Source organism: Microbacterium sp. NPDC089320, assembly GCF_040684875.1.
Taxonomy (GTDB): Bacteria; Actinomycetota; Actinomycetes; order Actinomycetales; family Microbacteriaceae; genus Microbacterium.
Window position 1 is genome coordinate 649,701 of sequence record NZ_JBFBGY010000003.1, and the last position, 20,912, is coordinate 670,612.

Below are 20,912 nucleotides of genomic sequence, written 5' to 3' on the forward strand. Positions count from 1 at the left end.
GCGTGAGGTGCACGTAGGTTGGATCCGTGGACAGCCCCGTCATCTACCTCGGCGCGATCGGCGCGATCATCGTGCTCGCGATCTTCCTCCCCCGATGGGTCCGCCGCTCCACCGACGCGGCCGGCGGCAGGGCCGGGCGGCGTCACGCGACGAGCCGCCTCGCAGGGATCCTCGGCGAACTGGGCACGACGCTGGTGCTGCGGACATCCGGGGCCAGGGCGAGGGAGATCATCGACCGGGTCGTGCGCCAGCAGCCTCGCAAGTTCACCCGACTGGACGACGGCGGCTACGGCATCCGGTTCATCGAGCCCGATGACGCGATCGTGCGGGTCGTCGACGCCGAGGACGGAATCCGCCTGGAGGTGGAGAGGATCCGCGAGCATCTGGGCGTGCCGAACACCTCGGAGTTCTGGGCCGACCTGCGCTCCGACGTCTCGGCCGCCGCCCGCGCCGAGGGCATCGAGGTCGCCCCGGGGCAGCCGTTGCGGCACCGGCGCGACGATGCCACCGGATCGTGGGTGCCGGAGTAGAGGGCGCTCAGTGCGTACCGGAACATCGGGTGCATCTCACAGCCGCCGCAACTAGGCTGTGTTACTGCCGATCGCACACCGGCCCGCTCACAGCCGGCCTCGCGACCGCACCCTTCTCCTCACAGCTCTCCGTCCCTGTGACCTGCGCCGGAAAGGCCGACCATGAGTGAATCCCCCGACAACGACCGGACCCCCGACTTCTTCGACAAACTGATCGAAGAGACGCCGCGCGAGCAGTCCGGCTTCACCGCCTCGTTCCGCGGATACGACAAGGGCGAGGTCGACTCGGCCCTCAGCGCGCTGCGCAATCAGCTGCAGCAGGCGAAGGCCGACCTCGCGGCCACCGAGGCGCGCCACGAAGACGCCGTCGAGGCGCTGCGCGAAGAAGAGCGCATCGCCCGCGAAGAACTCGAGGCGGAGCTCCTCGCCACCAAGGCGAAGGCCGCGGAGACCGAGCTGCAGGTCGCCACCCTCACCAACGAGCTCGTCGACACCCCGCGTGCTGACGGTCAGGAGGCGCCGTCGCGCGAGCAGTTCGAGGCGATCCTCCGGGTGGCCGAGGAGCAGGCGAACGTGCTCATCCAGAACGCCGCGGTGCAGGCCGATCGGCTGATGGCCGCCGCGCGCGAAGAGGTCGCCGCCCAGCGCAGCGAAGCCGATGCCGATGTCACACGCATCATCGCGCACGCCCAGCACGACGCCGACCAGGTGCGACTGAAGATCGACACCGAGTACACCGCCCACCAGGCGACGCTCGAGCGCGAGGCCGCTCACGCCGCAGAACGCGTGCACCAGGCGACGCAGGAGGCGACGGCGATCCGCACGGAAGCCGAGAAGGGCGCTGCGGCGCTCCGCTCGCTCGTCACCCGCGAGACCACCCAGCTGCGGGCCGAGGCCGAGCGGGAGGTGCGCGAGATGAACGCCCGCGTGCTCGAATTCGAAGAGACCCTCACCCGTCGCCAGGACGACGCTCAGCAGGAGTTCCTGGTGCTGCATAACCAGGCCGTCTCCCACGCCGAACGCATCACGACCGATGCCAACGAGCAGGTGGCCGCCTCGCTCGAGCATGCGCAGCGCATCTCGGCCAAGGCCGACGACTACGAGCGCCTGATGCGATCGCAGGCGCAGACGATCGAGGCGGACGCTCAGGTGCGCGCCCGTGACACGCTCGACCGTGCGCGCGTCAAGTCGCAGAAGATCGTCGATTCCGTGACGGGCCACACCTCCGCCGTGCTGCGCGATGCCGAAGACCACGCGCGCCAGCTGCGCTGGCAGCAGCAGCAGCTCGCCAGCTTCATGGCCGAGGTGCGCGAGCTCATCCGACCCGAGGGCGTCTTCAGCGACGACCTCACGGGCGCCGGCTCCCCCGCGACCGCGTCTCCCGCCGAGAGCGGACCCGAATCGGATGCTGCCGACGTCGCCGAACTGATCGAGTCCGACGACGCTGCCGACGACGAGATCACGGCCGACGACGAGTTCCTCGGCGACGAGGAGTTCCGCGGCGATGAGGCGCTGGACGACGAGCTCCTCGACGAGGATGCAGCCACCATCGACGGCAAGATCACCATCGAGGTCGTGGAGTCCGATCAGAAGCACTCGCGCTGAGCACCCTCCCCTGACGGTTCGCGACGCGGGCATCCACCGACCGGTGGATGCCCGCGTCCGTCATTCCACGGCTATCGCTCGATGAGCACACCGGGCACTCTGGGAACATGACAGAGAACGTGATCGAAGTGCGGGGTCTGCGCAAGGAGTACGGAGGATTCACCGCAGTCGACGGCATCAGCTTCGACATCCGGCGCGGAGAGACGTTCGCCCTGCTCGGACCGAACGGCGCGGGCAAGTCGACGACCATCGAGATCCTCGAGGGCTACCGGCACCGCACCTCCGGCGACGTCCGCGTGCTCGGCATCGACCCCCAACGCGGCGGCCTCGATTGGAAGGCGCGGCTCGGCATCGTTCTGCAGTCCACCGGCGAAGCGGGCTCGTTCACCGTGCGCGAGCTGCTCGTCGAATTCGCCGGCTACTACCCGAACCCGCGCGACGTCGATGAGGTGATCGCCGCCGTCGGACTCGAACAGAAGCAGCGCGTGCGGGCGGGCAAGCTGTCGGGCGGCCAGCAGCGTCGGCTCGACGTCGCGCTGGGAATCATCGGGCGCCCGGAGCTGCTGTTCCTCGATGAGCCGACCACGGGCTTCGATCCCGAGGCTCGCCGCCAGTTCTGGCAGCTCATCCGCTCCCTGAAGGCCTCGGGCACGAGCATCCTGCTCACCACCCACTATCTCGATGAGGCCGCGCAGCTGGGCGACCGGGCGGCCGTCATCGTGGGTGGTCGCATCGCGGCCATCGGAGCCGTCGACGAGATCGGCGGACCCGAGGCGCGCACGCCCGTCGTCCGGTGGACGGATGCGACGGGCACGCGACGCGAGGAGCGCACGCCCGCTCCCGGAGCCTTCGTCGCCGACCTCCAGCGCCTCAGCGGCGAGCCCGACGGCCTCGAGGTCGTCCGGCCGACACTCGAGGACATCTATCTGGACCTCATCCGGGCGGGAGACGATGCGACCGCACCCGACCCGACCGCGGGCGACGACCGCACCCCACTGAAGGAGTCGGCATGAGCACCGCGATCACGACGGCGAGATTCGGTCTCCTTCGCACGATCCGGCTCGGCATGCGTCGCATCGGCTTCGAGCTGCGACAGTACTTCCGAGCGGGCGACCAGGTGTTCTTCACCTTCTTGTTCCCCACCGTGATGTACCTTATCTTCGCGACGATCTTCACCGGCGATGTCGGTCAGGGCCCCGACCAGGTCAGTATGGCGACGTACTACCTTCCGGGGCTGGTCGCCGGTGGCATCTTCCTGTCCGGGGTGCAGGGGCTGTCGATCGAGATCGCGGTGGAGAAGAGCGACGGAACCCTCAAGAGACTCGGCAGCACTCCGATCGCGCCCGCCACATACTTCATCGGCAAGATCGGCGAGGTCTTCGTGACGGCGATCCTGCAGATCGGCCTGCTTCTCGCGGTCGCCGTCGTCTTGTACGGCGTCGAGCTGCCGGCCGACGCGGAGGCCTGGGGCCGCTTCGCCTGGGTGTTCGTGCTCGGTCTGCTCGCGTGCGCGCTGCTCGGAGTGGCACTCTCCTCGGTGCCCCGCTCGGGAAAGACCGCGTCCGCTGTGGTGATCCCCGTCGTGCTGCTGCTGCAGTTCATCTCGGGGGTCTACATCGCCTTCACGACGCTGCCCGAGTGGCTGCAGAATGTCGCCGCGGTGTTCCCGCTCAAGTGGATCGCGCAGGGCATGCGCGCGGCGATCCTGCCGGATTCCTTCCAGTCGGCTGAGCCGGGCGGAACCTGGGATCTGGGGCTCATCGCCATCATGCTCACCGCCTGGCTCGTCGTCGGGATCGTCTTGAGTCGTGCGACGTTCCGGTGGATCCGACGCAACGGATGACGTGGATGACGATCCGACCACGAGCATGAGAAAGGCCCCATCCGGAGGGATGGGGCCTTTCTCCCGGTGATTTCGGTCCCGCGGAGATTCCGGCTTCTACGCGCGGACGAACTGCGTGGCCGCGGGGCAGTCGAACGGATCGGCGCCGGCGGCGAGTCCGACACGGTTGAGGTACTGGATGACGATCGCGTACGACCGGCCGAGGCTGGTCTCGGTGTACGGCACGTCGTTCGCCGCGCAGTAGTCGCGCACGACCTCGCGAGCCTTCGAGAGGTGCGGGCGGGGCATGTTCGGGAACAGGTGGTGCTCGACCTGGTAGTTGAGCCCGCCCATGAGCCAGGTGGCCCACCATCCGCCGCGGATGTTGCGCGACGTGCGCACCTGCTTCGAGAAGAAGTCGAGTCGGGCGCTCGGGTCGATGATCGGCATGCCCTTGTGGTTCGGAGCGAACGAGGCGCCCATGTACACGCCGAACACGGCCAGCTGCACCCCCATGAAGGCGAAGGCCATGCCGAGCGGCAGGAGGAGGAACACCGGGACGAGCACGACGGCGAAGCGGAGGGCGATGAGCCCCAGCTCGATCCAGCGACCCTTGGCCTTCTTGCTGCTCACCAGGTGCTTGACGCCGAGGTAGTGGAGGTTCAGCCCCTCGAGCGTGAGGAGGGGGAAGAACAACCAGCCCTGTCTGCGGGTGATCATCTTGATCAGTCCGCGCGACTTCGCCGCGTCGGTCTCGAGGAACGAGATCGTGTCGACCTCGATGTCGGGGTCCTTGCCCACCTGATTCGGGTTCCCGTGATGCTTGGTGTGCTTCGAGTCCCACCATGAGTAGCTGATGCCGACCACGCCGGCGGCCAGGATCCGCGCGAGGCGGAAGTTCGCCGGCCCCGTCGAGAGGATCTGCCGGTGCGCGGCCTCATGGGCGAGGAACGCGACCTGCGTCAGGATGATCCCGAGCGCGCCGGCCATCAGGAGCTGGAACCAGCTGTCCCCGAGCAGGATGAAGCCGGTGACGACTCCCCCGAGGGCGACGGCGAGGCCTGCGGCCACGAGGATGTAGAACCATCCCGCGCGATTGAGCAGGCCCGTCTCTCGGACCACCTGCGACACCTGCTTGTAGGCGTGCGCCATCGGGGGGATCTCTGCATTGCCCGAATACGTCTGACGTACCGGCCCGAGAACCGCGCCGATCTTTTCGACCTGTGAAGTGGAGATGTTGCTCTCCCGTCGATAGGAGCCCTTGAGCTGTGGAAAGCCCAAGGCAGATCGCCCAACGCTTACCTCAACCTAACCCGCCGCGCATGCACCGCGAGGCATACGTCGCGGACTCTGTGGACACTCTCTGAGAGGTCACAGGGGATGGTCAGGCGCGGGCGCGACGAGGCCGCCGCATGAAGGCCCGACGCAGCCGAACGGCCAACGTCGACGGGTGAGGTGTCGCTCGCGTCCGCTCGAGAGCGGCGCGAGCGGCGTCGAGGGACTCGAACGAGCCGAGCTCGGTGCCGCGCTGGTCGCGGGCGAGGTGGGCGCTGCCGTCGAACTCGACGAATCCGGCGAACTCGCCGGCTCGGGTCGCTACATGCACATCGGTGTCGGCCTGTTTCCAGGTCAACGGATCGGACGGGGAGAAGATGGTCGTGCTCATGGTGATACTCATTGCTGTGTGACGGGCACGCTCGATGGCGACCCGCAAGATGATGAGATCGAGGGCGGATACCGCGCGCATCGATGCGCATGGTCCGTGATGGCCCTGATCAGTGGCTTCGCGGCGGCCTAGAGGGGGGCCAGAACACACGTAGCTTCATCAGTCTAGCAGGTCAGCGATCCGTACGCTCGCCTCAGTCCTCCGCAGGAACCCACACACGCCGCGGGTGGCCGGACGAGCCTGCCACCACCCAGGCACCCGCCGGCTCGAGCGTCGGGGCGTCTCCGGCATCCGGGTGTGCGGCATCCGGGTGCGCGGCATCCGGGTGCACGGCATCCGCGCCGGTGTCCTCGCCCGTCCTCCCGGCCGGCACCGACGTCGACGCCGCCAAGTCCCCGGCAGCCCAGGCGTCGCGGATGATCCGTCGAGGGTCGTACTGCCTCGGATCCAACGCGGTCCACTCCTGGCGGAGGCTCGCCACACCGGCTTCCTGCTCGGTTCGACGCGCCGCATCGCCGAGGGTCACAGTGAGCCGGCGAAGGAGCGCCCGGGCCCGACCGGCGTATTCCGGCAGGCGGCGGGGGCCGATGATCACCGACGCGATCAGCGCGACGACGAACAGCTTCTCGATCGTGAGCCCGAACATCGTCAGGTCCTCGTCGCATCTGCGACCAGCGCGTCGGAGCTGCGGTCTGATCGCCGGTCATGGAGCCACGAGATGAGCAGGGCGACCAGGAACAGCGTGGTCATGGGAACGGCGATGAGGAACATCGACAGCACATCGGCCGCGGGGGTGACGATCGCACTGAACAGGACGATGGCGACGACCACCACCCGCCAGCTCTTCGCGATCGCCCGAGCCGACACGACGCCGAGCAGGTTCAGCATGACGACGAACACGGGGAGCACGAATGCGATGCCGGTGGCGAGCACGATCTTGAGGATGAAGTCGACGTAGTACGACGCCTGCAGCAGGGTGCTGTCTTCGGTCGAGGCGAAGCTCGCAAGCAGCTCGACCATATGAGGGAAGAGAAGCAGGCCCGTCAGGCATCCGCCGACGAACAGCGGAACGGATGCCGCCAGGAATCCGAACGTGTACCTCTTCTCCCTGGTGTTGAGACCGGGGGTGAGGAATGCGAGCAGCTCGTACATCCAGACGGGGCTCGACAGGGCGACCCCGGCGAAGAGGGCGATCTTGAGTTTGAGGTCGAAGGCCCCGGTGATGCTGTCGTAGTTCAGGCTCGCGTCGCGCGACTCCGCGAGAGCGGCGATCGGCGCTCGCACGACCTCGAGGATCTGCTCCGAGAGGAGATAGCCTGCGACCACCCCGACCAGGAGCGCAGCGACCGCGCGGAGCGAGCGCGTGCGCGCCTCCCGCAGGTGAGACGACAGCGGCATCCCCGCCCGGGCGGGCGCAGTGCCCGCCCGGGCGGTGTCAGCGGCGAGCGCAGTCACGTCCTACTCCGCTGCTCGCAGGACGGGCCGAGTGACGTCGGCGGCATCGCGGGACTCGAGGCGGTCCTCGGCGCTCGATGCCGAGTCCTCCCGCGCGACGCTCTCGGGATCGGCGACCTCCGACTTGAGGATGCGCATGGACTGACCGACGCTCTTGGCGAGCGCGGGGAGTTTCGCGGCGCCGAAGATGAGGACGACGATGGCGAGGATGATCAGGGCGTGCCACCCTGTGAGGTTCTGGAGCATGGTGTCTTCTTCTTTCGTGGGAGGGTCTGTCGGGGCTTCGGTTCAGTCGGAGGGCGGCTCTCCGCCGCTTCCCGGGCCGCCTGCACCACCGGACGGCGCGGAGCCGGCGCTGGGCTCCGTAGTCGTGTCGACGCCGACCACGAGAGTCGCGGTGTATCCGCTGCTCGCGTCACCGGACACGGTGGCCAGCTGAAGAGCGCCGGAATCGTCACCGAAGACGTTGTCGCCGGCGAGACTGGTCTGCGACAGATTCTGCGTCGACCCCGGGTAGCGGGAATCGGCGTAGACGACGGCGCAGACGTCTTCGGGCAACGCCAGCTGGGAGGTGGCGATGGCGTTGGTCGAGTCGGTGATCGAGGCGACGTCCGGGTAGACCTCGAAGTGGATGTGCGGCCAGCGGCCCGAGTAGCAGCCGGGGAAGATCGATGTGAACGACACCGTGCCGTCGGCATCCGCCACCTGGACTCCACGCAGGTAGGTGACGTCCTCGAGACCCGAGGAGTACATGGAGTACTCCCCCTCAGCCGTGCAGTGCCACGCGTACACCGCGACTCTCTCGAAGGGCACGCCGCCGTTCGCGAGGTCGAGCACCTGGAACTCGAAGGTCAGCGGGATGCCGTCGGCCGTCGCCGACCCGTCGATCGACGTCGTGATGTCCTGACGCACGATGCCCGAATCCTCCAGGACGTCCGGGCCGTTCGACCCGTCTCCCGGGTAGGGGCCGGCCGTCTCGTCGGGGATCTCCCCCGACGCTGTCGTGGTCGAGGTCGCGGACGACGCCCCTGTGTCGGTCGTCGAGGTCGACTCGCTCGCGCTGCCGCCCTCCGACGGCGCGCATGCGGCGAGAACCATGGCACCCACCCCGAGCCCCGCGAGCCCGAGGACGCCGCGGCGGGTCACCAGCGTGCGGATGTCGAAGGCGGCGCCCTGATCCACGACCTCCTCATCGGCGCGGTCGAGCAGGCGCCCCTCGTAGGTCGGGCCCTCAGGTGTCTGGACGGGTTCGGGGATGCGGCTCATGATCGTGCTCCTCTCGATTCGGATGGGTGTCGATGCACCCATGGTCACGGAGGAGTCGATCAGCGAGCTATGTCGCGCCTATGGGGAGGCTATGACGTGCGCGCCAGGGGCGGATGCCGCACGAGCACGACGACGATCACCACGAGCACGACAGCGCTGATCGCCACGGGGATGGGCAGGACGGCGTCGAGGAGGACGACCGCCGCGCCGAGCGGTATCGCGGTGTTCACGACGCGGTCGGCGTTCTCACGGATGGCGATCCACCAGACACCGAGCAGGAAGATCGCGATCGGGATGGTCACGGTGAAGGACGCCTGGATGCTGGAGAGATCGCTCTGCCCTGTCAGGACGTCGAGCTCGACCTCGATCCCCGCCGAGAAGGCGGCTGCGGCGGCGAAGACGAAATAGTGCGCATACCCGTAGCGGATCGACCGGCCGAACGTCGTGATCGCCCTGTGGTGCGGCGCCCAGAAGTAGATCCACCACAGAGAGGCGGTCACGACCAGCGTCAGCACCGAGATGGAGATGAGCGGGACGAAGGAGTCGAGTTCGTTCTTCGCGTCGATGATCGCATTGGCGGACGCGAGGAGACTCTCCCCGAGCACGATCAGGGTGAACAGCCCGTAGCGCTCGGTGATGTGATGCGGATGCCAGGGTGTCTGCCTGCGGTACTCGGCGAATACGGGCACGCTGATCTCGATCAGCGCGAAGACCACGAAGGCGAGGACCTGCGGCGGACCCGATGGGATGAGCAGGAAGGTCACCCACAGCACCTGCACGCCGACGATGCCCGCCGCGTACCGCCGCGTGGCGCCCTTCAGTTCACCGGCGCCGCGCGACGCACGCAGCCACTGCGCGACCATGGCGACGCGCATGACGATGTATCCGACCACGGGGACCGTGAAGTCGCCGTGCTCGAACGCCGCGGGGATGCCGGCAGCGAGGACGAGCACTCCTCCCATCTGCACGATCGTGGTGACGCGGTAGAGCCAGTCATCGGTGTCGAAGGAGGTCGCGAACCAGGTGAAGTTCATCCAGGCCCACCACACCGCGAAGAACACCATCGCGTACGAGGCGATCCCGTGCGCGACGTCGCCATGGCTCCGCGCATGGTGCAACTGGGCGGACGCGATGCTCACGGCGACCACGAAGACGAGATCGAAGAAGAGCTCGAGCGTGCTGGCGGTGCGATGGGGCTGAGCCGGGTCCCGCGGCAGCATGCGACTGAGGTGGAATCGAGGCTGTGCAGTGGTGGTCACGCGGTCAGAATATCGGCGCCCCACGCCGCCCTAGCGGCTGTACCGGAATACAGGTTGATCCACTCCCGTGAATTATCTTCCGCTGAACGTCCGGTTCCGCTAGAGTGAACAAAGTCTGCAGAGCCTGCTGCCAGCACCACCGTGTGGGACGGTGACCGCTACTCGTGATTTGGGATCACGAATGCAGCAGGACCCGAGGGGTCGGGAACGCAGGCGATGCCATGGACGTGGGGTCCGTGGTCTGGGGAATATCTGGGGAAACTATGGCGCACTGGGGAATTCTGCGTACATTCACGGCTCAAGGGGCCTCGGCATGACTTCCGTCGAGGATGCCCTGAGCATCACTCGTACGGGCACGGTCTTCACGCCGGTCTCCGCCCCGCGAGCCGCGAAGTCGGTCACGCGCACGGTGGTAACACCTCGCGTGTCCGCAACGCTGGAGCGACGTCGCCAGTGGGAGCGGCGATATCGGATGCGGCTGAGGATCACGGATGCCGGGGTCATCCTGTTCTCGGTCGGGATCACCGCAGCGGTTCAGCTGATGACCGGAGTCGCAGGGGAAGAGGCCCTGCGCAACGGCATTCTGCTGGCCGCGCTCTGGTATCTGATGCTCGGAGCGCTGCACACCCGTGACGCAGCGCTCTTCCGCGCCAGCGCCACCGAGTACCGCGGTGTGGCACACGCAAGCGGGCTGGCGTTCGGGATCATCGCCATGCTCAGCGTCGTGCTCGGCTGGCAGACGATGCAGCTCGTGCTGCTCGTCGGCCTGCCGCTCGGTGTCCTCACCCTGCTCGTCACGCGTTGGGCGGGGCGGCACTGGCTGACGGCGCAGCGTGCGCGAGGTCGTTTCGCCTCGCGCACGCTCGTCGTCGGCAACCGCGACGACGTCGAGTACGTCATCCGCACCCTGCACCCGATCGGGGCCTCCGGATACCAGGTCGTCGGCGCCACGCTGCTCGACGGCAACGCGCGAGATGTCGAAGTCAGGGGCGAGCAGTTCCCGGTGCTGGGCAACGTCAACTCGGTCTCGACCGTCGCCGCCGAGCTGGGTGCGGACACGATCATCGTCGCGAGCCGCCCCGACGGCGATCCCGACTTCGTCAAGCACCTCAGCTGGCAGCTCGAGGGCACCGCCGCAGAGCTCGTGCTCTCCAGCCGTCTCACCGATGTCGCCGGCCCTCGAATCTCCTTCGCTCCCGTCGAGGGCCTCCCCCTGATCCAGGTGCAGATCCCCTCGTACGAGGGCGGTCAGCACGTGCTGAAGCGCGCACTCGACATCGCCGTCGCGTCTGTCGCGCTCATCCCGATCGCACTCATCACGCCGCTCCTCGCGCTCCTCGTGAAGCTGGACTCGCCCGGACCGCTGTTCTTCTCGCAGGAGCGCGTCGGTCGCGACGGCCGCACCTTCAAGATCATGAAGTTCCGCTCGATGAAGACCGACGCAGAGCAGCAGCTCGCGACGCTGAAGGACCAGAACCAGGGAGCGGGCCTGCTGTTCAAGATGAAGGACGATCCCCGCGTCACCCGGGTCGGCAGGATCCTGCGCAAGCTGTCGCTCGACGAGCTGCCGCAGTTCTGGAACGTCCTGGTCGGCGACATGAGCGTCGTGGGTCCGCGTCCGCCGCTGCCGAGCGAGGTCACCGCCTACGACGGCACCGTCTTCCGTCGTCTCTACATCAAGCCCGGAATCACCGGCCTGTGGCAGGTGTCGGGTCGCAGCGACCTCTCGTGGGACGAGAGCGTGCGCCTCGACCTCCGCTACGTCGAGAACTGGTCTGTCATGAACGATCTGCAGATCATGTGGCGCACCGCCAAGGTCATGGTGCAGCCCAGCGGGGCATACTGACTACATGATCAAGGGGAATGCCCTCACCATTGCGATGGTGGGGACACGGGGAGTGCCTGCGGCATACGGAGGATTCGAGACCGCTGTCGAGGAGGTCGGGCGGCGACTCGCTGACCGGGGCCACCAGGTCGTCGTCTACACGCGCGGGTCGAAGAGTCGTGAGAAGACGTACCTCGGGATGCGGGTGGTCCATCTTCCGGCCGTTCCGGTCAAGCAGGTCGAGACTCTGAGCCACACCGGATTCTCGGCGCTGCACCTCATCTTCCGGCGGCGCCCGGATGCGGCATTCGTCTTCAACGCGGCGAATTCACCGTTCGTGCCTCTGTTCCGCCTGCGACGTGTGCCCACAGCGCTTCACATGGACGGCTTGGAGTGGCGGCGGTCGAAGTGGGGCCCGCGCGGCAAGGCCTACTACCGGTGGGCAGAGCAGTTCGGCGTTCGCACGAGCGACGCTCTGATCGCGGATGCGCCCGGCATCGCCGACTACTACACGCACCAGTTCGACGTGCCCACCGAGATGATCCGCTACGGCGCGCCGATCCTCGACACCGTCGCCGACGCCCGCCTCGACGAACTGGATCTCCGCCCGGGCGGCTACCACCTGATCGTCGCGCGTTTCGAACCCGAGAACCACGTGCTCGAGATCGTCGAGGGCTACCGTCGCAGTTCTGCGTCCTTGCCCCTCGTCGTCGTGGGCTCAGCCCCGTACAGCAACGAGTACACCGAGCGGGTCCGGGAGGCCGCCGAGGGCGACGATCGCATCCGGCTCGTCGGCGGCGTGTACGACCAGGAACTGCTCGACGCCCTCTACTTCCACGCCCTGACCTACGACCACGGTCACTCCGTCGGCGGCACGAACCCATCGCTGCTCAGGGCGATGGGCGCGGGCACGGCGACCATCGCCTTCGACGTTCCGTTCAACCGCGAGGTGCTCGACGGCGACGGATGGTTCTTCACATCCCCCGACGAGGCCGCGGCGTCCTTCGAGCGCGCAGAGGCCGATGTCGACGGCACGCGCGCGAGCGGCCGACGCGCACAGCAGCGAGCGCGGGCGGCGTTCCGTTGGGATGAGGTCGCGGACGCGTACGAAGACCTTGCCCGCCGGTTGTCCGCCGGCCACAGCGTGCACCGGACCGCCCGCCGTGCGCATCGACGGGCGGAGGACTGGTGACCGGCCCCTCACCCCGGACGGTGCTCGTCGCACATCCCGGCGCCGAGATGTTCGGCTCCGACCGGATGCTGCTCGAGAGCGTCATCGGCTTCGTCGCCAGCGGTGCGCGCGTCGTCGTCGCACTTCCTGCACGCGGCATGCTCGACGTCGAACTCCGCAGAGCCGGTGCCGAAGTCGTCATCCTCCCGATGCTCGTGCTGCGGAAGGTCCTCCTCACACCGCGGGGCCTGCCCACGCTCTTCCGCGACATGTTCCGCGGCCTCGGCGCAACCTGGCGGCTGGTCGGTCGGGTGCGCCCGGACGTCGTATATGTGTCGACGATCATCGTGCCGCAGTGGCCCCTCATCGCACGCGTCCGGGGCATCCGAGCCGTGAGCCACGTACATGAAGCCGAAGCTTCAGGAAACCGCCTCGTGAACGCGCTGCTCTACCTGCCGCATCTCGCGGCTCACCGCACACTGGTGAACAGCCGCTTCAGCCTCGACACGATCACGCACGCGCTCCCGCAGCTCGCACGCCGAAGCGTCGTCGTCTACAACGGCGTGGCCTCGCCTCAGCTCACTGCCACGCCGCGCCGTAGCATCGATGGCCCTTTGCGGGTCCTCTACATCGGACGCCTCTCTCCCCGCAAGGGACCGGATGTCGTCATCGACGCCGCTGCCCGACTGGCTCAGTCGGGCCAGGACGTGCGGGTCACGCTGCTAGGTGCAGTCTTCGCCGGGTATGAGTGGTTCGAGGATGATCTGCGACGCCGTGCCGCTGATGCGGGCATCGACGTGGTCTTCGCGGGATTTCACCAGAGCATCTGGCCGTTCCTCGAAGACGCCGACGTGCTGACCGTACCGTCTCGCGTCGACGAGCCCTTCGGGAACACCGCGGTCGAGGGCATCCTCGCCCGCCGTCCGGTGATCGCGAGCGACAGCAGCGGTCTCCGTGAGGCCGCGGGAGGCTACCCCACATCGATACTCGTGCCGGCTGATGACCCGGAGGCCCTCGCTGCCTCACTCGCCCAGATCATCGAGCGCTGGCCGGAGATGCGGGACGCCGTCGACGACTCGCGTCGCATCGCTCTCGATCGCCACGCCCCCGAGCAGTATCGGTCGACGGTGACCGGACACGTGATCGACCCGACGTGATTCCTCGCGCCTTCGCTCGCGTCAGGGCGCTGTCGTGAGCGACCTGACAGCTGCGCCAAGACGAGTCGACGCCATCTCGACGGTTCGCAGGACGCGCTCGTGGCGCGCCCGGCTCGTATGCGCATCGGGGATGTCGAAGACCGACTCCGGCCTCGGGCGGCGCCAACGCGACGGCTTCGCGGGTTCGACGAGCCCGCGCTGCGCGTTCATCAGATCGGCGAGCGCCGAGAGGTCGAATGCCGCCGCCGCGACCCGCTCCGAGGCCGCGTGCTCCGCGAGTGCGGCAGCCTCGAGCAGGGTGAACGTACGCGTCCGCGCCGATGGCCTCATGAGCGCGACCGCCCCTCGCTCTGCCGCGGTCGCTGTGAGGATGAGCTCCGCCGCGTCGATGTGCTCCGGCACCAGTCGCACCGACCGGTATCCCGCCGCGAAGTCGGACCACCCTGCCCGCTCAGCCAACCTCGACCGCATGGTGTGGCACACCGCGACACCGCCGCGAGCGCTGGCCCCAGCCGAGGCGAACACCGACCCCTCGGGCGCGCCGAGCGCCGAGAACTCCCGAGCCATGAAGAACGAGATCACCGGTGATCGGCAGACATTCGCCGCACAGACGGCGAGCACCGAATCGGGCCGCATTCATTCTCCTCACATGCCGGTGCCCCTAGGCTATACAGCGCACCTGCGTGCCTGCTCTGTGCGAGTGAATCCTGTGGGGGGCGAATCGACACGGATCGCAGGCAGCTGGACTTGGTACGGGGGAAGAACATGGATCTGAAGGATTACCTCACGGCTCTGCGAGACCGGTGGTATCTGCTCGTCGCTGCGACCGTGATCGGCGGGGTCGCCGGTTTCGCGTACGCCACGGTGCAGCCCGACCAGTACGAGGCGACCACGAGCGCATACGTGTCCTCGCAGCGCGGCGACACCGTGAGCGAGCTGGTCCAGGGGTCGCAGTACACTCAGAGCCTCATGCAGTCGTATGCGAACCTCGCGACGACCCCCGCCGTCCTCGAGCCGGTCATTGAAGACCTGAAGCTCGACAAGACCGTCGAAGGCCTGGCCGAGTCGATCTCCGCCGAGGTGGAGCTCAATACCGTCATCGTCACCCTGACCGTCGTCAGCACCGATCCTCAGCAGGCTCAGGAGACGGCTGAGGCCGTCATGGACTCGCTCGCGACGGTCACCAGCGACCTCTCCCCGAAAGACGCCGCGGGGCGGCCGTCGATCGTCCTGACGACGGTGACACCGCCGAGCGTCCCGAAGTTCCCGTTCGCGCCCAACACCCGCTTGATCGCCATCACCGGTGCGGCACTGGGCCTGATCCTCGCCGTCATCTACGCGGTGCTCAAGCAGCTGCTGGACACTCGCATCCGCTCGGAAGAGGACGCCGAGCGTTCCGCCGGTATTCCGTTCCTGGGGCGCGTGCCCCGCCCGAGCGGCAAGCGCCGGTCTCAGCGGTCTTCGATCAGCGGCCAGTGGGACTCCTCCGCCTCGACGCGTGAAGCATATCGACGTCTCGCCGCGAGCTTGGACTTCGCGGACATCGACGGAGATCTCCGCATGGTCGTCGTGTCGTCAGCATTCGCAGGCGAGGGCAAGACGACGACGGCGGTGAACCTCACGCTCGCTCTGGCGGAGCGCCGCCCGCGCGTGCTTCTGATCGACGCGGATCTCCGTCGCCCGCGCATCGCGGAGGCGTGCGGACTCGACGGGTCGGTGGGACTCACCACAGCGCTCACGCACCAGGCCTCGCTCGCGGATTCCATCCAGAACTGGGGCACCCGGAACATCGATGTGCTCACCAGCGGACTGCGCCCGCCCAACCCGACCGAGATCGTGAGCTCGACGGCGATGCAGGATCTCCTGCGCGAGGTGCGCGAGAACTACGACTTCGTGGTCGTCGACTCCGCACCGGTGCTTCCGGTGAGTGACACGCTCACTCTCGCGCGCGCCTCGGGCGCGAGCCTGCTGGTCGGCCGCTACAAGGTCACACGCCGACAGTCGCTGCGCAGGGCTGTCGACACCCTGACCGGTGCCGGAGCCCGCGTGATCGGCTTCGTGCTGAATGCGGTTCCGCCCGAGCACTCCTCGTCGAGCTACTACGAGGATGCGGCGCCGGCAGACGTGGCGAGCGGGAAGAAGACACCCGAGACGCGCGCCTCAGAGAAGCAGGCCTCTGCCAAGAAGAAGTCGGAGAAGAACGAGTCGGCGAAGATCGCTCGGTGATGCGCCTCAGCTGAGCGACGCCAGCGTGTAGGCGAAGTCGCCGCCGTGTTCGCGGCGGTGGTGTTCTGCCGCGGTCACGGCGACGACGTCCATCGCGATCGTCGGAGTGAGGATCGACGAGTCGACTCCTGCGGCCGCCAGCAGGTCGCGCCACTCCTTCGCAAGATCGCCTCGCGACAGCGCGGCGCGCATCTCGCCGTCTCTGACCGCCAGCGACAGCGCATCGTAGAAGAACGGGGCGGGACGCGCGTCCTCGAAATCGATCGGTCCCCACTCCTCGGCTCCGTGGCCGAGAATGTTCTCCGGCGTGAGGTCGCCGTGTGAAACGACCCACGGCACGTCTCCCACGATTTCTGCGACTCTCGCCACGCGGTCCCACCGCGGCTCGCCGGACAGCGCGCCGAGCGCCGCACGGGAGTCGGCCACAAGGGGAGCGCGCGGAGTGTCACGCGTGAGACGGGCCGTCGACAGCTCGAGGACGACGCGCAGCAGTGCGATGCGGTCTGCCATGGCCCAGTACCGAGCGGGACGACCCGGAACGCGCGCCTCGGTCAGCAGCGTGCCCTCATCGTCGAGATGCCACTCCACGGCGGCGTAGACCTCGCCGAGCTCGCGACGACGCTGACGATACTCCGGAGGGAGGGGTGTGCGGCGCAGGTGAGTGACAGTCGAATCGGCGCGGTCGAAGCCGACGAGCCCGCCGTCCTTGGTCATCAGGACCCGGACCGGGAGGTGCGCGGAGTCCGTCCCCGCCTCCGGCCCATCGACGTCCGTGCGCCTCGGCGACGCGAGAAGGCGTCGGATGTCGAGCATCGCCCTCTTCACTCCGCGGCGCCGTTCCACCTGAGAGAAGATAGCCCACCAGCCCTCGCCCGGCGCGGGAAGAACCGCCGACCTGGTGTCCAGGATCCTCCAACGGCCCGGCGCGAGGGCGCCGCTGCGATCACGGAGGGCCGCGGCCAACGCGGACTTGGCCGCACGCTCGCGAGCGAACCCGTTCATCGCGACCGCTTGCCGAGCGAGCGACGGATGAACGAGACCACGGTGAGCAGATCCTCCCGGGTGCGACGCGAAACGAGGGTGAGGAGCAGCAGGTAGACGACGCTGGCGCCCACCGCGACGAGGACCGTCGCGATCGACGCCCAGCCCAGCGCGCTGATGCCCAGAGCGAGGAGACCGCACGGCACGGAGACGGTCAGGAGGATCCGGAGGATGTTGGAGATGAGCGGCTTCGCCGGGACGCCTGTCACTCGGGAAGCCCAGATGAGCGAAGCGATCCAGTGCAGCGCGTACGCTGCCGTGCTTCCGACCGCGACGCCGAGCGCACCCCATGGGAGTCCGGCCAGGATGATCACGATCATGATCGGACGCACGACGAGGAACATGCGCAGCTGGGCGCCGGTGTTCGCGGTCGCGAGGAACATCCAGTAAGAGACCTGCGCCGTAGCGCGAAGAACTCCGCCGATGGCCAGCACCGCGAAGATCGGAGCCATCGGAGCCCATTGCGGGCCGAAGAGCACATCGACGATCGCCGGGGCCATCCCCGCCGCGAGGGCGAAGAGCGTCGCCGTCGCGTATCCGCCGACGATCTGCGCTTTCAGCAGGTAGCCCGCGAACCGCTCCCGCTCCTCGTGGATTCGAGAGAGAACAGGAAGCGCGACACGCGTCATCGGCGCGTTGATCTGGTTGAGCGGCGCCATCAGGAGCTGGTACGCACGGTCGTAGTAGCCGAGCGGGCCCGCACCCCATACGACACCGATCGCGATGTTGTCGACGTTCTTGGTTCCGTACGAGATCAGCTGGGTCGCGAAGAGCGCCGCGCCGAATCTCATGAATCGCCGGATCGATGTGCGCCGCTGCGGAAGTCCGGGGAGCCAGCGGGCGATGGCGACGGACAGCACCAGGAGCACCAGCGACGAGGACAGCTGCTGCACGACCAGCGCCCAGTAGCCGAATCCCTGCAGCGCGAGGACGATGCCGACGGCGAACCCGACGGTGGGGGCGACGGCTTCGGTGACCGAGAGTCCGAGGAATCGCATCCGGCGGGTCAGATCGGCCCGGTACTGCGTCACCATGCCGCTCAGCACGAAGCCGATCGACATCACCACCACGATCGCCGGCACCTGGTCGTTCGAGTAGAGCAGACCGACCAGCGGCGCGGCAAGAGCGACGATGACGGCGCAGCCCGCACCGAGGGCGGTGTTCACCCAGAACAGGTTCGTGCGCTCACCGATCGAGACGTGCTTGGCCTGGATGGCAGCGCTCGACAGCCCGAAGTCACGGAAGAGCTCCGAGATGCCGATCACCGCGGCCACCATGGCGATCAGGCCGAAGTCGTCGGGTGTCAGCAAGCGCGCGAGGACGAAGATCGAGACGAATTGGAGGACCGTCCGGTACAGCTGTCCGGCGAGTGTCACACTCGCTCCGCGTGCGGCCGCATCCCCCAAAGATGCGCGCTGAGAGACCACTCCCGATACCCCCAGTATTCCGCCCCGATGAGCCCGTAGACTCGATGTGGGTAATACTACAGCCGCACGCGGACGAGGGGGGTCACGCACGATGACGATCGCGCCTGGACTCACACGTCTGCACCGCACCTTCTTCACCGATGCGGAGGCGGCGCTCGCCCTGCTGACCCTCTTCCTGATCGGCGCTCGCATCTTCGTCGGCTCCGGCGTCAGCGTCGGCCAGGTCTTGGCGCTCGCTCTGCTCCCCCTGTGGGTGCCGCGGCTGGCTGCGAGCAAGGCCGGCTTCTGGCTGGCGATCACCGCCGCTCTCTCGGCCGTGTCCGGCGTCTGGCTGACGGCGGTCGCTGCGCAGGACCACGAGAGCTCACAGAGCACGCTTATCGCTACCACCCTGCTTTTCCTGAGCGTGCCCATGGTCGCCGGCGTCGTGGTGTGGGCGCAGCGATTCGTCCCGCTGTGGACGATCGGCGTGACGTTCGGCCTCGGCATGGTCGCGGCAGCCGTCATGCGCCCTTCGACGTTCGCCGAGAACCCGTGGAAGTTCGCGATCGGGCTTCCGGTCGCGGTCATCGTGCTGTCACTCACCCTGCGATCACGACGGCGACTGTCGGACATGATCGCCCTCGGCGGTCTGGCTCTCGTGTCCGTGGCGATGGACTCACGCGCGTTCTTCGGAGTGTTCACCATCGTGCTGCTACTGCTCGTGTGGCAGGCGATGCCTCGGATCTCGAACAAGCGGATGTCGGCGGCCAAAGTCCTCGTCTGGGCGGCGGCCATCGGCGTCACCGTCTATGTGATCGGGACGAGTCTGCTCGTCGAGGGTTACCTCGGCGAGGACGCCCAGGCTCGTTCCGTCGAGCAGCAGGACCGAGCGGGTTCGATCCTCGTCGGGGGGCGTCCCGAGCTGGCGGCGACCGCGGCCCTGTTCCTCAGCCGTCCGCTCGGATTCGGTGCAGGCACGATCGCCTCCCCGACCGACATCCTCGTGGCGAAGTCCGGAATGCAGGTGATCAACTACGACCCCAACAACGGCTACGTCGAGAACTTCATGTTCGGGCCGACGAAGTTCGAGCTGCATTCCGTGACAGGCGACCTGTGGGCGTATTTCGGTTGGCCGGTCGTGATCTTCCTCGTGATCGCAGTCGTCGTCATGGTGCGCCGGGTCGCCGTGGAGTTGGCGCGCGGGACCGCCACGGCTCTGCTGCTGTTCGCGGTCATCATCACCGCATGGAACCTCTTCTTCAACCCGATCTACAGTTCAGCCCCCTTCTTCGGTCTCGCACTCGGGCTCGCCCTGGCGGGGCCCCATCTTCGCTTCGAGGAGTCACCGTGGCGCAGGAAGCTCCCTCTACGATGAGCACGAGACGCCTCAGGGTCATGATGTCGACACCGGCCATCCGGGACACGACGAATCCCTATATCGTGCAGCTCGTCGACGCGGTGGGACGCGAAGTGGACGTGCAGCTGTTCTCGTGGCGTTCGGCCGTCCTCGGCCGCTATGACGTCTTGCACGTCCACTGGCCCGAGATCTTCACATCTGCATCGAGCGGTCCGAAGCGCTGGGCCCGACGCATCCTGACGTCGACCCTTCAGACGCGCCTCGCAGTGACGAAGACCGCTCTCGTGAGGACGGCTCACAACGAACGACCGCACGAGTCCACCTCGAGGGTGGACGGCGCGATCCTCCGCCGATGGAACCGCCTGACCACCCTGTGGATCATCCTGAACGAACGCACGCACACCGAAACGGCAGCGGAGCGAATGCTGATCCCGCACGGGCACTACCGCGATCACTTCGCGTCGTTTCCGCGACTCGAAGCTACCGAGGGTCTCGTGAGCGTCGTCGGACACATCCGCCCCTACAAGGGCATGGAAGAGCTGGTGGCGGCTGTCGCCGACGACTCGGGCGACGGCGCCTTCCGGCTCCACGTGGCGGGGAAGCCCGCAGATGCCGCTCTGGGCGAGACGCTCACCGAGAACGCATCAGGATCGGATCGGATCACCCTGGAGCTGGACTTCGTCGACGATCGGCGGATAGTCGAGATCATCTCGACATCCTCACTCGTCGTGCTCCCCTACCGTCAGCTGCACAACTCCGGAGTGGCGCTCCTGGCGCTGTCACTCGACCGACCCGTGCTCGTGCCGGACAACGCGGTGACCCGGGATCTACAGCGGGAGGTCGGCGCGTCCTGGGTGCACCTGCTCGGTGCCGACACCGAGCTCACGCAGGACATCCGCGATGCGCTCGGCGAGGGCATCCCTGAGGGATCCCCCGACCTGAGTGCGCGCGAGTGGCCGCTGACCGCCCATCAGCACGCGATCGCCTATGCCCGCGCAGCAGAGGTCCGCGGGGGGGGGGGGGGGCCCCCCGGCCCGCGCGGGTGGGGAGGGGGGGGGCGGGGGGGGGGGCGGGGCGACGCGGAAAGGGGCCAAACCCCCCCAGGCACGCCCCCCGGGGGAGA

20 protein-coding genes are annotated in these 20,912 nt (G+C 67.7%); 10 read left to right on the top strand and 10 right to left on the bottom strand.

Annotated elements, in window-relative coordinates; translation table 11 throughout:
- Window positions 1–26 precede the first annotated feature (26 nt).
- The 4 genes from AB0N61_RS11670 (at window position 27) to AB0N61_RS11685 (ending at window position 3,978) form a co-directional block, all read left to right on the top strand.
- Window positions 27–530, top strand: coding sequence for a hypothetical protein (locus tag AB0N61_RS11670; protein ID WP_363364184.1), 504 nt, complete (start codon window positions 27–29; stop codon window positions 528–530).
- A 162-nt stretch (window positions 531–692) separates the two neighbouring features.
- Window positions 693–2,135 (top strand): cell division initiation protein, encoded by a 1,443-nt coding sequence (locus tag AB0N61_RS11675; RefSeq protein ID WP_363364186.1) that lies wholly within the window; start codon window positions 693–695, stop codon window positions 2,133–2,135.
- Between the two features lie 107 nt (window positions 2,136–2,242).
- The gene (locus tag AB0N61_RS11680; RefSeq protein WP_167945498.1) at window positions 2,243–3,148 is read left to right on the top strand and encodes an ABC transporter ATP-binding protein; all 906 of its coding nucleotides are present in this window, start codon (window positions 2,243–2,245) and stop codon (window positions 3,146–3,148) included.
- A complete protein-coding gene (locus AB0N61_RS11685) occupies window positions 3,145–3,978 on the top strand; it encodes an ABC transporter permease (RefSeq protein ID WP_363364188.1) in 834 nt (277 codons plus the stop codon). The genes AB0N61_RS11680 and AB0N61_RS11685 overlap by 4 nt, the downstream gene beginning before the upstream one ends.
- 96 nt (window positions 3,979–4,074) lie before the next feature.
- On the opposite strand, the gene AB0N61_RS11690 is transcribed toward AB0N61_RS11685, so the two are convergent.
- From AB0N61_RS11690 to AB0N61_RS11720, 7 genes are all read right to left on the bottom strand, one after another.
- A complete protein-coding gene (locus AB0N61_RS11690) occupies window positions 4,075–5,193 on the bottom strand; it encodes an acyl-CoA desaturase (protein ID WP_363364250.1) in 1,119 nt (372 codons plus the stop codon).
- Window positions 5,194–5,341: 148 nt separating this feature from the next.
- Window positions 5,342–5,623, bottom strand: a complete 282-nt coding sequence (locus AB0N61_RS11695) for a hypothetical protein (protein WP_363364191.1) — start codon at window positions 5,621–5,623, stop codon at window positions 5,342–5,344.
- 193 nt (window positions 5,624–5,816) lie between these two features.
- Window positions 5,817–6,269, bottom strand: coding sequence for a twin-arginine translocase TatA/TatE family subunit (locus tag AB0N61_RS11700; RefSeq protein ID WP_363364192.1), 453 nt, complete (start codon window positions 6,267–6,269; stop codon window positions 5,817–5,819).
- 2 nt (window positions 6,270–6,271) lie between these two features.
- Window positions 6,272–7,078 (bottom strand): twin-arginine translocase subunit TatC, encoded by an 807-nt coding sequence (tatC, locus tag AB0N61_RS11705; protein ID WP_363364194.1) that lies wholly within the window; start codon window positions 7,076–7,078, stop codon window positions 6,272–6,274.
- 3 nt (window positions 7,079–7,081) lie between these two features.
- Window positions 7,082–7,324 (bottom strand): twin-arginine translocase TatA/TatE family subunit, encoded by a 243-nt coding sequence (gene tatA, locus AB0N61_RS11710; RefSeq protein ID WP_363364195.1) that lies wholly within the window; start codon window positions 7,322–7,324, stop codon window positions 7,082–7,084.
- A 42-nt stretch (window positions 7,325–7,366) separates the two neighbouring features.
- Window positions 7,367–8,344 (bottom strand): intradiol ring-cleavage dioxygenase, encoded by a 978-nt coding sequence (locus tag AB0N61_RS11715; RefSeq protein ID WP_363364198.1) that lies wholly within the window; start codon window positions 8,342–8,344, stop codon window positions 7,367–7,369.
- A gap of 89 nt (window positions 8,345–8,433) precedes the next feature.
- Window positions 8,434–9,564 carry a low temperature requirement protein A gene (locus tag AB0N61_RS11720; protein ID WP_363364251.1) on the bottom strand — a complete coding sequence of 377 codons (1,131 nt, stop codon included), beginning with the start codon at window positions 9,562–9,564 and terminating at the stop codon, window positions 8,434–8,436.
- 352 nt (window positions 9,565–9,916) lie between these two features.
- Between AB0N61_RS11720 and AB0N61_RS11725 the strand changes: the two genes are divergently transcribed.
- From AB0N61_RS11725 to AB0N61_RS11735, 3 genes are read left to right on the top strand one after another with little or no spacing between them, the layout of a single operon-like run.
- Window positions 9,917–11,449 (top strand): sugar transferase, encoded by a 1,533-nt coding sequence (locus tag AB0N61_RS11725; protein ID WP_363364200.1) that lies wholly within the window; start codon window positions 9,917–9,919, stop codon window positions 11,447–11,449.
- A gap of 4 nt (window positions 11,450–11,453) precedes the next feature.
- Window positions 11,454–12,620, top strand: coding sequence for a DUF1972 domain-containing protein (locus AB0N61_RS11730; RefSeq protein ID WP_363364202.1), 1,167 nt, complete (start codon window positions 11,454–11,456; stop codon window positions 12,618–12,620).
- Window positions 12,617–13,756, top strand: coding sequence for a glycosyltransferase (locus AB0N61_RS11735; protein ID WP_363364204.1), 1,140 nt, complete (start codon window positions 12,617–12,619; stop codon window positions 13,754–13,756). Before AB0N61_RS11730 ends, AB0N61_RS11735 begins: the two co-directional genes overlap by 4 nt.
- Window positions 13,757–13,777: 21 nt before the next feature.
- On the opposite strand, the gene AB0N61_RS11740 is transcribed toward AB0N61_RS11735, so the two are convergent.
- Window positions 13,778–14,392, bottom strand: a complete 615-nt coding sequence (locus AB0N61_RS11740) for a protein tyrosine phosphatase (protein ID WP_363364205.1) — start codon at window positions 14,390–14,392, stop codon at window positions 13,778–13,780.
- A gap of 129 nt (window positions 14,393–14,521) precedes the next feature.
- Here AB0N61_RS11740 and AB0N61_RS11745 point away from each other — a divergent pair, with 129 nt between their 5' ends.
- The gene (locus tag AB0N61_RS11745) at window positions 14,522–15,982 is read left to right on the top strand and encodes a polysaccharide biosynthesis tyrosine autokinase (RefSeq protein WP_363364207.1); all 1,461 of its coding nucleotides are present in this window, start codon (window positions 14,522–14,524) and stop codon (window positions 15,980–15,982) included.
- Window positions 15,983–15,988: 6 nt separating this feature from the next.
- On the opposite strand, the gene AB0N61_RS11750 is transcribed toward AB0N61_RS11745, so the two are convergent.
- Window positions 15,989–16,984 (bottom strand): phosphotransferase, encoded by a 996-nt coding sequence (locus AB0N61_RS11750; protein WP_363364209.1) that lies wholly within the window; start codon window positions 16,982–16,984, stop codon window positions 15,989–15,991.
- Window positions 16,981–18,642, bottom strand: a complete 1,662-nt coding sequence (locus AB0N61_RS11755; protein ID WP_363364211.1) for a lipopolysaccharide biosynthesis protein — start codon at window positions 18,640–18,642, stop codon at window positions 16,981–16,983. Before AB0N61_RS11755 ends, AB0N61_RS11750 begins: the two co-directional genes overlap by 4 nt.
- Between AB0N61_RS11755 and AB0N61_RS11760 the strand changes: the two genes are divergently transcribed.
- The gene (locus AB0N61_RS11760) at window positions 18,542–19,807 is read left to right on the top strand and encodes a hypothetical protein (protein WP_363364213.1); all 1,266 of its coding nucleotides are present in this window, start codon (window positions 18,542–18,544) and stop codon (window positions 19,805–19,807) included. The two genes, AB0N61_RS11755 and AB0N61_RS11760, sit on opposite strands and share 101 nt — an antisense overlap.
- A partial coding sequence (locus AB0N61_RS11765; RefSeq protein WP_363364215.1) for a hypothetical protein occupies window positions 19,804–20,912 on the top strand: 1,109 nt, incomplete at its 3' end. The genes AB0N61_RS11760 and AB0N61_RS11765, both read left to right, overlap by 4 nt.